This window comes from Deltaproteobacteria bacterium (genome assembly GCA_016875225.1).
GTDB lineage: Bacteria > Myxococcota_A > UBA9160 > SZUA-336 > SZUA-336 > VGRW01.
The window spans coordinates 1-11,438 of record VGRW01000035.1; the positions used below are offsets into that span (position 1 = coordinate 1).

At 70.1% G+C, this 11,438-nt stretch carries 12 protein-coding genes and 1 pseudogene; 4 read left to right on the forward strand and 9 right to left on the reverse strand.

What is annotated here, in order from left to right; genetic code table 11:
• Together FJ108_10115 and FJ108_10120 are read left to right on the forward strand one after the other, a co-directional pair.
• A partial coding sequence (locus FJ108_10115; protein MBM4336252.1) for a glycosyltransferase family 2 protein occupies positions 1-1,010 on the forward strand: 1,010 nt, incomplete at its 5' end.
• A gap of 12 nt (positions 1,011-1,022) precedes the next feature.
• Entirely contained in the window at positions 1,023-2,057 is a 1,035-nt protein-coding gene (locus FJ108_10120; GenBank protein MBM4336253.1) for a response regulator, read from the forward strand.
• Here FJ108_10120 and FJ108_10125 read toward each other — a convergent pair.
• Both FJ108_10125 and aqpZ read right to left on the reverse strand, forming a co-directional pair.
• Positions 2,032-3,855, reverse strand: coding sequence for a hypothetical protein (locus tag FJ108_10125; protein ID MBM4336254.1), 1,824 nt, complete (start codon positions 3,853-3,855; stop codon positions 2,032-2,034). The genes FJ108_10120 and FJ108_10125 overlap by 26 nt on opposite strands.
• Positions 3,856-3,882: 27 nt before the next feature.
• Positions 3,883-4,584: an aquaporin Z gene (gene aqpZ / locus FJ108_10130; GenBank protein ID MBM4336255.1), complete on the reverse strand. Its 702-nt coding sequence runs from the start codon at positions 4,582-4,584 to the stop codon at positions 3,883-3,885.
• An 18-nt stretch (positions 4,585-4,602) separates the two neighbouring features.
• Between aqpZ and FJ108_10135 the strand changes: the two genes are divergently transcribed.
• Entirely contained in the window at positions 4,603-5,247 is a 645-nt protein-coding gene (locus FJ108_10135; GenBank protein MBM4336256.1) for a hypothetical protein, read from the forward strand.
• On the opposite strand, the gene FJ108_10140 is transcribed toward FJ108_10135, so the two are convergent.
• Positions 5,248-5,961, reverse strand: a complete 714-nt coding sequence (locus FJ108_10140) for a GNAT family N-acetyltransferase (protein ID MBM4336257.1) — start codon at positions 5,959-5,961, stop codon at positions 5,248-5,250.
• Between FJ108_10140 and FJ108_10145 the strand changes: the two genes are divergently transcribed.
• Complete coding sequence (locus FJ108_10145; GenBank protein MBM4336258.1) at positions 5,807-6,601, forward strand: methyltransferase domain-containing protein; 795 nt, start codon at positions 5,807-5,809, stop codon at positions 6,599-6,601. The genes FJ108_10140 and FJ108_10145 overlap by 155 nt on opposite strands.
• Positions 6,602-6,623: 22 nt before the next feature.
• Here the strand turns inward: FJ108_10145 and FJ108_10150 are convergent, their stop codons facing one another.
• From FJ108_10150 to FJ108_10175, 6 genes and pseudogenes are all read right to left on the reverse strand, one after another.
• Positions 6,624-7,157 (reverse strand): bifunctional (p)ppGpp synthetase/guanosine-3',5'-bis(diphosphate) 3'-pyrophosphohydrolase, encoded by a 534-nt coding sequence (locus FJ108_10150; protein MBM4336259.1) that lies wholly within the window; start codon positions 7,155-7,157, stop codon positions 6,624-6,626.
• 84 nt (positions 7,158-7,241) lie between these two features.
• Positions 7,242-7,970 (reverse strand): SIMPL domain-containing protein, encoded by a 729-nt coding sequence (locus FJ108_10155; protein ID MBM4336260.1) that lies wholly within the window; start codon positions 7,968-7,970, stop codon positions 7,242-7,244.
• A 15-nt stretch (positions 7,971-7,985) separates the two neighbouring features.
• Positions 7,986-8,591 carry a carbonic anhydrase gene (locus tag FJ108_10160; protein MBM4336261.1) on the reverse strand — a complete coding sequence of 202 codons (606 nt, stop codon included), beginning with the start codon at positions 8,589-8,591 and terminating at the stop codon, positions 7,986-7,988.
• Between the two features lie 18 nt (positions 8,592-8,609).
• Positions 8,610-10,067 (reverse strand): NAD(P)/FAD-dependent oxidoreductase, encoded by a 1,458-nt coding sequence (locus FJ108_10165; GenBank protein MBM4336262.1) that lies wholly within the window; start codon positions 10,065-10,067, stop codon positions 8,610-8,612.
• A 68-nt stretch (positions 10,068-10,135) separates the two neighbouring features.
• A pseudogene (locus FJ108_10170) lies at positions 10,136-10,561 on the reverse strand (hypothetical protein).
• Positions 10,558-11,058: a hypothetical protein gene (locus FJ108_10175; GenBank protein ID MBM4336263.1), complete on the reverse strand. Its 501-nt coding sequence runs from the start codon at positions 11,056-11,058 to the stop codon at positions 10,558-10,560. Before FJ108_10175 ends, FJ108_10170 begins: the two are co-directional and overlap by 4 nt.
• Between the last annotated feature and the right edge of the window lie 380 nt (positions 11,059-11,438).

Here is an 11,438-nt window from a genome sequence, read left to right on the forward strand (position 1 = left end):
GGTGCGACAAGCGCAACGGTGGCAAGGGCGACGCGCAGAACGCCGGCATCAACGTCTCGCGCTACCCGCTCTTCTGCACCATCGACGGAGACTCGCTGCTGGAGGAGGACGCCCTGCTGCGCGTGGCGCGTCCGTTCCACGACTATCCCGGTCAGATCGTCGCCACGGGCGGCACGATCCGCATCGCCAACGGCTCGCTGGTCCGCTCCGGGCGGATCACCGACGCGCGCCTCGCGCACGCGCTGCTTCCGCGCATCCAGGCCGTCGAGTACCTGCGCGCGTTCCTGTTCGGTCGCATGGGCTGGTCGTCGTTCGGCGGCCTGCTGCTGATCTCGGGCGCGTTCGGGATCTTCGACAAGCAGGTCGTCGTCGATGCCGGCGGCTACGCCACCGACTCGGTCGGCGAGGACATGGAGCTCGTGATCCGAATCCACCGGGTGCTTCGCGACCGCGGTCGCAGCTACCGGATCGGCTTCGTGCCCGAGCCCGTCTGCTGGACCGAGGCGCCCGAGAGCCTGCGGGTGCTCGGCCGGCAACGGGAACGCTGGCAGCGCGGCCTGATCGACACGCTCCGGCGACACCGCGGCATGATGCTGCGGCCCCGCTATGGCGCGGTGGGAATGCTCGCCATGCCCGCGTTCTTCCTGTTCGAGATGCTGGCGCCCGTGATCGAGCTCGCGGGGCTCGTGCTGGTGCCCGCGAGCTGGGCGCTCGGGATTCTCGACTCCGCCTTCATGTTCGCGTTCCTGTCCGCCTCGATCCTCTACGCGATCGTGGTCTCGGTGACGGCGGTGCTTCTCGACGATCTGGTCTTCCGCCGCTACTCGGGAGTCCGAGAGCTTCTGTCACTGGTATCGGCGGGGATCGTCGAGGCCACCGTGCTGCGGCCGCTCAGCACGCTCTGGCGCGCGCGCGGCTGCTGGAACTACCTGCGGGGCGTGACCTCGTGGGGAAAGATGGAGAGGAAGGGGTTGGTCTCGCCCGCGCAATCGGCGCAGCGCCAGGCCTGACGAGAGCAAGCCATGTCGAGGATCCTCGTCGCAGAAGACAACCCGATCACCGCCGAGATGATCGCGACCCGGCTCTCGAACGCCGGCTACGAGGTCGTGCGCGCGGAGAACGGGCACCAGACTCTGGAGCGCGCCGCGAGCAGCAGCCCTGACCTGATCCTGCTCGACGTGATGATGCCCGAGCTCGACGGCTTCGAGGCGCTGCGACGGCTGAAGGCGGATCCGCTGCTCGGCACGATCCCGGTGTTGATGGTCTCGGCGCGAACCCAGGAGCAGGACATCCTCGCGGCGCTCGCGCTCGGCGCCGAGGATTACGTCACCAAGCCGTTCAGCTTTCGCGAGCTGCTGGCCCGAATCGAGCGCGTGCTCGCCGAGGGGCCCGGAAACCTCCGCGCGACCGTGCGCGGCGTCGCCGGCGACTCCTTCGTCGGCGAGGTCGTCGAGGGCGACGCCCGCAGCCTCTCGCTCCGGTTCTCGAACGAGATCGCGCCGGTGTTCGCGATCGGCGAGCTCGTCTCGATCTCGCTGCGCTCGGCGGCTCTAGCGACGCCGCTCGACTCGGATGCGAGAGTCGTCTCCAGGGCGGAGGCCGAGCCCAATCGCACCTATCGCCTGAAGCTCGACGCCAGACCCACGGCCGACCCCACTGCGACGGACGCATTCCTGCGCCTGATCTCGCGCCGTGCGGCCGCCCGCGTGATGCTCGCGCCGAAGGAGCACGTCGACGTCACGGTGATCGCAAAGCGGAGCGGCGAGACACTCGAGCTCGCGGGCTCGATCCAGGACATATCGGCCTCCGGCGCCCGCCTGCTGCTCAAGGCCGACGCGGATCGCCTGCTGTTCAGCGTCGTGTCGCTTCGGCTTCGCTTCCAGCTGCCCGGAGGCGACGCCTCGATCGAGCTGCCGGCGTCGATCCGGCACCGCGCCGCGGCGCCGGACGGAATCTTTTACGGGATCCACTTCGAGACCGGCGGCGAGCCGGAGCTTCTCGAGCACCGCGAGGAGATCTCGAACTTCGTCTTCAGTCGCCAGCGCGCGGAGGCGTGACGCTTCGCAGCTCGCGGTAGCGCTCGAGAAGCGGGTGATTCGGGAACGTCCGCGCCAGTGACTCGACGCGCCGCCTCGCCTCGTCGGGGTCGCCGGATGCGATCGCCTCGTCGATGTAGTCCTGATGGGCGCGGTCGAGTCGCGGGCCCCATGCCTGGAGCAGCTGCGGGTCTCCGCTGCGCTTGGCGACCAGGAATCCGGTCCCGGTCAGGCTCAGCACCTGGTAGCTGTCGTTCGCCGCGGCGCGCTGCGCGACGAGCCGGTCGAGCACGCGGAGAAGAGCCTCTCGGTTCTCGAGATCCGACGGAACGAAGTGGTAGAGCGAGACCCGGCGTTCCAGCGCGGAGTCGAGCTCGCCCGACGCCTCTTCGAGTCTTGCGACCTGGCGCAGATTGCTGGTGGTGGGCCGTTCGTCGAGAGAGGCGCGGGCGAGCGCGAGCGAGCGCAATAGCGTCGCGGGGTCCGATTCGCGGCCGAGCTCGAGAATCAGCTCGGAGACCAGCCCCGTCTTCGCGATGTGTCCGCTGTGGCGCCCGGTTGCGACGGTCTCCTCGAAGAGCGTGCGCGAGTCGCGCCAGACGCCCGCCCGCGCGTTCGACAGCGCGGCGAAGACCGCGATCGCAGCCGCGGGCAACACCAACGAGCGTCGGTCCCACGAAGCCGCCCGCTCGACCGCAAGCGCGACCAGCCCGGCGAGCGCGACGGACGGCAGGTACAGCGTGCGTTCGGCCAGCACGACTCCGCTCGGGAACAGAAGGTTCGAGACGGGAAGCCAGGTGAGCGCGAAGAAGAGCAGCCAGAAGGCCGGCTCGCGCCGACCGCGCCGCGCGGCGCGAGCCGCGGCAAACACCAACGCCGCGATCAGCACCGCAGAGAGCGCAATCGCGGCCGAGAGCCCCTTCGCGTGGGGAAACCCCGAGTAGTCCGCCGACAGCGCGAACGGCGCGACCAACAGGCGCAGGATCTCGCCTAGCGCGTGGATCATCGTGAGTCCGACCTCGAACGGCGCGGGGTCCTGGAAGGCCAGGTACTGCGGTGCAGCCCGGAGCGCGAAGGCGACCGGCGGGTTCGCGGACGCGCCGAGCGCGACCCCGCGCAGCGCGAGGAAGATCGCCAACGCCAGCGCCTGCGGCGCGAGCTCGAGCGCCTGCCTGCGCAGGAACGCGCTCGCGCGCTGGTCGCCGCGGTCCAGCCAGGCTCGCGCCAGCAGCACCCCTGGCAGCACCACCGCCATCTCCTTCGAAAGACACGCGAGCGCGTAGAGACCCGCAGCGGCGATCCGGGCGGCGCCGCCGCGCGAGTGCAGAGCGAACGCGGCCAGGAACGAGACCGCCATCAGCAGGTCGGCGCGCCCGACCATGTGGGACACCGCCTCGACGTGCACGGGGTGCACGGCGAACAGGGCCGCAGCGACGAACGCGGAGAGCCGGTCCCGGCAGCGCTCGCGCAGGATCCCGAACAGCAGCAGCACGGCGAGCGCGTTCAGGATCAGGTTGCTCGCGTGGATGCCGACTCGCGACGGCGCGCCGGTCGCGTCCGCGCCCCACACGACCCGATCGAGCGCGTAGCTCGTCATCGTGAGCGGCCGGTACAGACCGCCCGGCAGCTCCCGGGGCCAGTAGGTCTGCGAGAACAGGCTCGGAATCGCGGACGGGTCGCGAAGCTCGGCGCGGTCGCGGATGATCGGGCGGTCGTCCTCGATGAAGTCGCCCGCGAGCGACGGCCAGAACGGCAGGACCGCCAGCGCAATCAGCAAGAGCGGCATCCACCCGCGCCGCAGGAACGAGGACTCCGGCACTCGGAGATTCTACTCGAGCCTTGCGGCTCAGCGCGGTCGGCTGCCCGCGATCCCCCGGTACGCCACCCCCGCGAGCGCTGCGCCCGCCAGCGGTGCCACCCAGAACAGCCAGAGCTGCGCGAGCGCCCAGCCGCCGACGAAGAGCGCGGGGCCGCTGCTCCGCGCCGGATTCACCGACGTGTTCGTGACCGGAATCGAGATCAGGTGGATCAGCGTGAGTCCAAGGCCGATCGCGAGCGGCGCCATCCCGGCGGGCGCGCGCGGATCCGTGGCGCCGAGGATGATCATCAGGAACATGAAGGTCATCACCAGCTCGCAGACCAGCGCCGACGAGAGCGCGTAGCCGCCGGGCGAGTGATCGCCGTAGCCGTTCGATGCGAAGCCCGAGGCGACGTCGAAGGCCGGGTTCCCAGTGGCGATCACGTACAGGACCCCGGCGCCCATGATCGCGCCGGCGACCTGCGCGATCACGTAGGGCGCGAGCTCGGCGGCCGGGAAGCGCCCGCCGACGACCAGCCCCACGCTCACCGCGGGATTCAGATGGCACCCCGAAACGTGACCGATCGCATAGGCCATCGTGAGCACGGTCAGCCCGAAGGCCAGCGAGACACCGAGCAATCCGATCCCGACGTCCGGGAACGCGGCCGCCAGCACGGCGCTGCCGCAGCCACCGAGCACGAGCCAGAACGTGCCGAGAAACTCCGCCGCGAGCCGGTTCGACAGGGCCATCCGAGCCTCCTCGAGTCCGTGCCAGCTACTGCGCGCGACTATATCCGAAGCTCGGCCCGTCAGGTCCGACATTCAGCGATTGCGCCCGGGAATTCCCCGCTAGATTTCCCCGCCGTGGTCGCCAAACCGCTCCTCGTCGCCGTCGCTTGCCTCCTGCTCGCGTGCGAATCCGCGCAGACGAGCTCGCGCGCGAGCAGCGAGCGGGTCTTCTACCCGGAGCGCGGGGTGGCCTGCGATCGCGCTACACAGGTCTGTACCATCGATTCCCGGCCGAGCGCCTCGCAGACGCGCGCGTATTTCGGAGATCAGGCCGCGCGCAGGATCCAGACCGATGCCACCGACTCCCGGCGCGAGCCGAAATGGATCTTCGAGCCCGACGGAGAGACCAGCTGCGACATGCGCACGCAGGTCTGCTACGGGCCGAAGGGGCCGAATCCGAACAAGACGCGGCGCTACTTCGGCGACGCGGCCGCAGCAAAGCTGGAGCAGAACCTGGGCAGCCCCGCGAACGGCAGCTCTGGAATCACGCGGCGCAAGCACGGCGTCGGCTGCGACCAGAGCGTGCGCATCTGCTACGACGAGAACGGCCCGAACGTGAAGCAGACGCGCAAGTACTTCGGCGACGCGGCCGCGAAGCAGCTCGAGAAGCAGCTCCGGCGCTGATCAGGCGCCGTGCTCGCGACGCAGTAGCGTGTAGACCGCCAGGTCCACGAAGCCGTGCGGCAGGCGCTCCGCCTCGCGGATCACGCCGCCGAGCTGGAAGCCCAGCCGCTCGGGGATGCGCCGGCTGCGCTCGTTGCCCGCCGCCGCGGAGATCCGCACCGAGTTCAGGCCCAGGCCGTCGAACGCGTGCCCGACCAGCGCGCGGCAGCAGGCGGTCATGATCCCGCGCCGCTGCAGGTCCTCGCGCAGCCAGTAGCCGATCTCGCAGCTCGAGTTCGCAGGGTCGATCCAGTTGAAGCCCGCCGTGCCGCCGAGGTCGCGCTCGTGCTCGATCAACAGGATCAGCGACTTGCCCTCCGCGGCGCCGGCGATCGCGCTGCGCAGGAACTCGCGGGTCTGGACTGCGGACGTGCTCTCGTCCACCCAGGGCAGCCAGCGGCGCAGGTACTCGCGGCTCGAGTCGATGGCCGCGAACAAGCGCGTGGCGTCCTCGAGTCGTGGGGAGCGGAGAACCGTTCGCTCGTCGCAGACGAGAACCATTCCCGCGTAGACTAGCGCGATGGCCGACTCCAGCGAGCAGATCGACAAGGTGCGCGCGCAGTTCACCCGCCAGGCGGATGCGTACATCCGCACCCGCCAGGCCAGCGACGAAGCCGGGCTGCTCGGACTGGCCGCGCTCTCCGGCGCGAAGCCCGGCGATCGCGCGCTCGACATCGCCTGTGGTCCGGGTTTCCTGACCATGGCGCTGGCCTCGCGCTGCGCGACCGCGGTCGGATTCGACGCGACCGACGCGTTCCTGGAGCGCGCGCGCGCCGAAGCCGCGCGGCGCGGGATCGCGAACCTCTCGTTCCGCGCCGGCGACGCGGAGCGGCTGCCGTTTCCGGACGCGAGCTTCGACGTCGTGAGCTGCCGCGCCGCATTCCACCACTTCGCGCGCCCCGAGCGCGTGCTCGCGGAGATGTCGCGCGTGCTGGCCCCGAACGGCCGGCTGCTCGTCGCCGACATCGTCGCGTCCGAGGATCCGCAGAAGGCCGAGTACCAGAACCGGATCGAACGGCTCTGCGATCCGAGCCACGCGCGAGCGCTCCCCGCGTCCGAGCTCGAGCGCCTCTTCGAAGCCGCGGACCTCGAGATCAAGGCGCGCCCGCGCTCGACGCTGGACTACGACGTCGCGGAGTGGCTCGACCACGGCGGCCCGGGCGAGACGGCGACGCGCGAGATCCTCGCGCTCTTCGAGGCCTCGCTCGAGGTCGACCGCTGCGGCCTGAACGTGCGCCGCGAAGCCGGGAAGCTCCGCTTCAGCCACTCGGCCCTCGCGCTGGTCGGAAAGCACTGGGGAGATCCGCGCTCGTAGCGCACGGTGCGAGAGCGCTCGATCAGGAGCGGAGCCCGGCTTCTGCCTCTGCGGCCACTTCATCGAAGAACCGCGCGAGCGCGGCGTTGGCGCCGCGACAGCCTGCGACGACCGAGCGCGCCCATTCGATGTACTCGTGCCGGCGCTCGAGCGGCCAGCCGTCGGGCGGCGACGCCGCGATCTCGCGCACGTTCGAGATCTTGTCGCCGAGCTTGATCTGCTTCGCGTCGAGCGAGAGGTGCGGCGCGTGTTCACGCTGCAGCCGCTTGCGCTCCTGCTTCGGCAGGCTCTTGTCGTCGGTCACCTCGGCGACCAGCGCCCGTACGCGCGCGCCGAACACGCGCTCGAGCTCCTCAGGGGTCGTCTCGGTATCCTCGATCGTGTCGTGCAGGATCGCGGCCGCGAGCACCTCCACGTCGCGCACGCCGCCGACGCGTGCGAGCAGCTCCGCGACCTCGATCGGGTGGTTGACGTACGGCGAGGCGTCGGCGCCCTTGCGGCGCTGGGCGCGGTGCTTCTCCGAGGCGAAGCGCAGCGCGGCGAGAAGCGGCACCAGCGCGTCGATCTCAGCTTGCATCTCTGCAGGGCTCGCATAGACCCATGGCGGCAGTCTACCCCGAGCGGCGGCAACGGCGGGGAGTCACTCGAGGACGTAGTCGATCGTCGAGACGACGCGCACCGTCTTCTCGAGCTGCCCCTCTTCGGTGATTCCCTGCGCGCGGTCGCGCGGCAGGATCTCGAACGTGCCCTGATTCGCGCGGCGGATCCCGCCGATCCGGCTGCCCGAGTCGCGCGCGAACTGCTCGGCCGCCTCGCGGGCGCGGGCGGTGGCCTCGGCGATCATCTCGGGCTTCAGGTCGCTGAGCTTCGTGAAGATGAAGGTCGGCCCGCCGCCGCCGTACTCGCCGCCGCTCGAGAGCACCACGCCTGCCGCGACCAGCTCGCCCACCTTCGCGCTCGCTTCGAGCAGCTTCGCAGGCTCGGCCGAGCGCACCACCAGCGTCTGGTTGATCACGAAGCGGTTCCCGCCGTCACCCGAGCGGTACGGGTTCGCCTGCGCATCCGTCACCGAGAAGCCGCTCACGCGCGACTGCGAGGCGTCGAGCTGGTGGCGGGCGAGGAAGGCGCGGATCTGGCCGATGCTGGTCTCGATCTGCGCGTTCGCGCGCGCGAGGTCGTTCTCGGACGCGACCACGCGAAGCGGCCAGACGGCGACGTCGGCGACCACGTCGCGCTCCGAGATGCCCTTCACGGTCACGAAGCGATCCGCGCCGCGCGCGGCGACGAATCCGTTCGCGGCGAGCAATCCCGCGAGCGCGATTCCCGCGGCGAGGATCAGCGAGCCGAGAACTCCGCGACCTCCCTCCATCGGATCCCCCTCGAGTCAGTCCGCGCCGCCCTCGGCGCTCACACCCAGGTCGCGAAGCAGCCCGTCGTGCAGGTCGTAGACCCAGCCGTGTACGGCGAGGCTCTGACCGCGTTCCCACGCGTCGACCACTGTGGCGACGCGGCAGACCGAGCGAACCTGCGCGCGGACGTTCAGCTCGCAGAGCCTGCGCAGGCGCGAAGCGTCGTCCGGGAGCGACTCGAGCTCGCGCTCGTGCGCGCGCCGCACCGCGCGGATGTGTTGCAGCCAGCTCTCCAGCGGTAGCTCGAGCGGCGGCCCGAACGCCGCCTGCACTCCGCCGCAGCCGTAATGGCCGCAGACGATGATGTGTTTGATCTTCAGCACGTCGATTGCGTACTGCAGCACCGAGAGGCAGTTCGAGTCGTCGGGCGCGACGACGTTGGCGATGTTCCGGTGCACGAAGAGCTCGCCGGGCGCCAGCCCCACGATCTCGTTCGCCGGCACGCGGCTGTCCGCGCAGCCGATCCAGAGGTGCTCCGGCGCCTGCAGCCCGCAGAGCCGCTCGAAGAAGTCGGGATCCGCCGCGACGCGCGCGGCGGCCCAGCTGCGATTGTTCTCGAAGAGACGCGGGAGGAATCGCATCGGCGTTGCGGCGACCGGCTAGGACGCCTGCTCGAAGTCGTCGAGCTTCGGGCGGCGCGTCTTCCACCAGTACGCGAGCGTCGAGCTCGACCAGTTGTTGGTGATCTTTCCCGACGCTGTCTTGTACCAGCTCCTGCAGCCCGCGGCCCAGGCCGTCTTCTCGAGCTCGCGCTGCAGGCCCGCGTTGAAGCGCTGCTGCGCCTCGGGCCGGACGTCGAGCAAGCGCAGGCGCTTCTCCGCGAGCGCGCGAATGCACCGAACCGCGTAGCGCACCTGCGCCTCGATCATGAAGATGATCGAGTTGTGACCCAGATTCGTGTTGGGTCCGTACATCATGAAGAAGTTCGGAAAGCCCGAGACGCAGATCCCCAGGTGCGCCTCGGCGCCGCCATCCCAGGCGTCGGCGAGCGTGCGGCCGCCGCGGCCGGCGATCTCGATCGGCGCGAGGAACGTGGTGGTCTCGAAGCCCGTCGCGAGCACGATCACGTCGGCGGGATGGATCGCGCCGTCTTTCGTCTCGATCCCGTCGCGGGTGATCCGCGCGATCCCGCTCGGCTCGACGCTGACGTTCGGCCGCGACAGCGCCGGGTAGAAGTCGTCGTCGATCAGGATCCGCTTGCATCCGACGCGGTAGTCGGGCGTGAGCAGCGCGCGGAGCTTCGGGTCCGGGACCGACGCCTCGAGCCAATTGCGCGCGGCCTTCTCGAAGTTCCGCGCCGTTCGGCCATTGGCGCCGAAGGCCAGGTAGTTCCGCTCGAGCTGCCAGTAGAAGAACCAGCGGTACAGGCGCAGCAGCGGCGGGAAGGCGCGGTAGAACCGCTTCGCGCGCTCGCTGTAGGCGTAGTCGCCGCGCGGCACGACCCAGTTCGCCGAGCGCTGGAAGATGGTGAGCCGGCCGGCGAGCGTTGCGAGCTTGGGCACGAACTGGATCGCGCTTGCGCCGTTGCCGATCACCGCCACGTTCTTGCCCGCGAGATCGCAGTCGTGCCGCCAGCGCGCGGAGTGGAACCAGACGCCCGCGAAGTCGCCGAGCCCCGACAGGTCGGGAACGTGCGGGCGGTTCAGCTGGCCCACCCCGCTCACCAGCACGGTGGCGTCGAGCGACTCGCCGCCGCGCGTGTGAACACGCCAGAGCCCCGCGCCTTCGTCGAAGCGCGCGCTTGCAACCTCGCAGCCGAAGCGGATGTGCGGCAGCAGCCCGTACTTCCCGGCGCAGTGCTCGAGATAGCGCTGGATCTCGGCCTGACCCGAGAACTTCCGGCTCCAATCGGGGTTCGGCTCGAACGAGTAGCAATAGAAGTGCGAGGGCACGTCGCAGGCCGCGCCCGGATACTGGTTGTCGTACCAGGTGCCGCCGACGCGGTCGGACTTCTCCAGGATGGTGAACGACGAGATCCCGGCCCGGAGCAGCTGGATCCCCGTACACAATCCAGAGACACCCGCTCCCAGAATCACGACCGAAGGCGACTCGGTCATCCGCGCTTCTCCTCGCTGCTCGGACCCGGCCCCGAGTATGCCACGGACGGGATCACCCGCCCTCGGACTTCGAGCAGGCGAGCGATGCCGGCGATGAGCTCCCCCTGCGACTCGCGTTCGAAGCGCGGCGCGCGCTCCCAGTCGTGCAGCCAGACCGGCGCGCGCCGGGTCGCCTCGGGCTCCGACTCGCAGCGCGGAAACAGGTGCGCGTGCAGCGCCGGCTCGGCGTTGCCGAGAATCTCGTAGTTGATCCGCGCCGCGCCGGTCACCTGCAGCAGCACGTCGCCGAGCGCGGCCATGTCGTCCAGGAACTGGCTCCGCGCAGCCCCCGCGAGCGCGTTCAGATCGGCGACCACCCCCTCGGGAACGAGCAGGCAGTAGCCGGGAACCACCTGCTGCGCGCCGGCCAGAACCCAGCCCGAGCGCACCCGCGCCACCACGTTCGGGTTCGCGCCCGCGCGCGCCGCCTCGACCCAGCGGTGGATCTGCGTCACTTCGGCCCCGCGAGCAGCCGCACGTCGTCGATCCAGACCGTGCCCTTGCCGTCGATCACCAAGTTCAGCTTCACGCGGCTGGGATTCTCGCCCTTCTGCAGCAGGAACGGCGTCTCCTGCGTCGACCAGTCGTTCGAGCCCGAGAGCGGAGCGTCGAGCGCGCGCGAGAAGTACTCGCCGCGCCCTTCGAAGACGCACCACATCTCCAAGTACGCCCGGCCCTCCACGCCTTCCGTGCGAAGTCGCGCCCGGTAGGTGAGCCGCGCGTCCTCGACGTCGACGTCGCCCGTTTCGAAGAGCCGCAGCGTCGTCGGCCCGTCGACCCGCACGCGAAGCGACCCATTCCCGTCGCTCGTCACCTCGCGGTCGAGCTCGACCCCCGACCCCGCGATCACGCCCCCGAGATCCGCGATCGGGTAGCGCGCGAGTTCGCTCACTTCCCGTGCGGCCTCAGAGCACGCAGCGAGCAAAGCCGCCAAGCCGAGGTATGCGAGCACGCGAGCCGAAGCTGTCGTCGTCATCTTCGCCGATCCTCCTCATTCGACCGTCAGCGCGGCAGTCGGCCTGCCCAGTACGCTGGCCGTCTCCGATCGTGCGCGATCGCCAGTAGCTGCAATCGAGGCGATGGCTGTCGCGCCAGCGCGCGGATTCCGCTTCGTCGCTGATCCGAAGCGGAAGCGTCAACGCGTGGTGAGTCCGTTCCGAATCCGGTCACGAACCTCGGCCCACGGTGCTCCGGAATCGACATCGGAACGCACCCGCGCCGCACGCCGCTCGGTCCGATACTGCCAACTTCAACGCATCTTCCAGCCGCTTCTCGCCCGCCTTGGTCATCGCTCGAAGGCTATCCCTGGGCGCGTCCGCCAACAAGGAGATC

Bases quoted from the DNA above. Each gene is read 5' to 3' on its own strand.
- FJ108_10120 (MBM4336253.1), top strand. From the start codon at position 1,023: ATGTCGAGGATCCTCGTCGCAGAAGACAACCCGATCACCGCCGAGATG.
- aqpZ (MBM4336255.1), bottom strand. From the start codon at position 4,584: ATGGCCCTGTCGAACCGGCTCGCGGCGGAGTTTCTCGGCACGTTCTGG.
- FJ108_10145 (MBM4336258.1), top strand. From the start codon at position 5,807: ATGGCCGACTCCAGCGAGCAGATCGACAAGGTGCGCGCGCAGTTCACC.
- FJ108_10140 (MBM4336257.1), bottom strand. From the start codon at position 5,961: ATGTCGAGCGCGCGATCGCCGGGCTTCGCGCCGGAGAGCGCGGCCAGT.
- FJ108_10155 (MBM4336260.1), bottom strand. From the start codon at position 7,970: ATGGAGGGAGGTCGCGGAGTTCTCGGCTCGCTGATCCTCGCCGCGGGA.
- FJ108_10160 (MBM4336261.1), bottom strand. From the start codon at position 8,591: ATGCGATTCCTCCCGCGTCTCTTCGAGAACAATCGCAGCTGGGCCGCC.
- FJ108_10165 (MBM4336262.1), bottom strand. From the start codon at position 10,067: ATGACCGAGTCGCCTTCGGTCGTGATTCTGGGAGCGGGTGTCTCTGGA.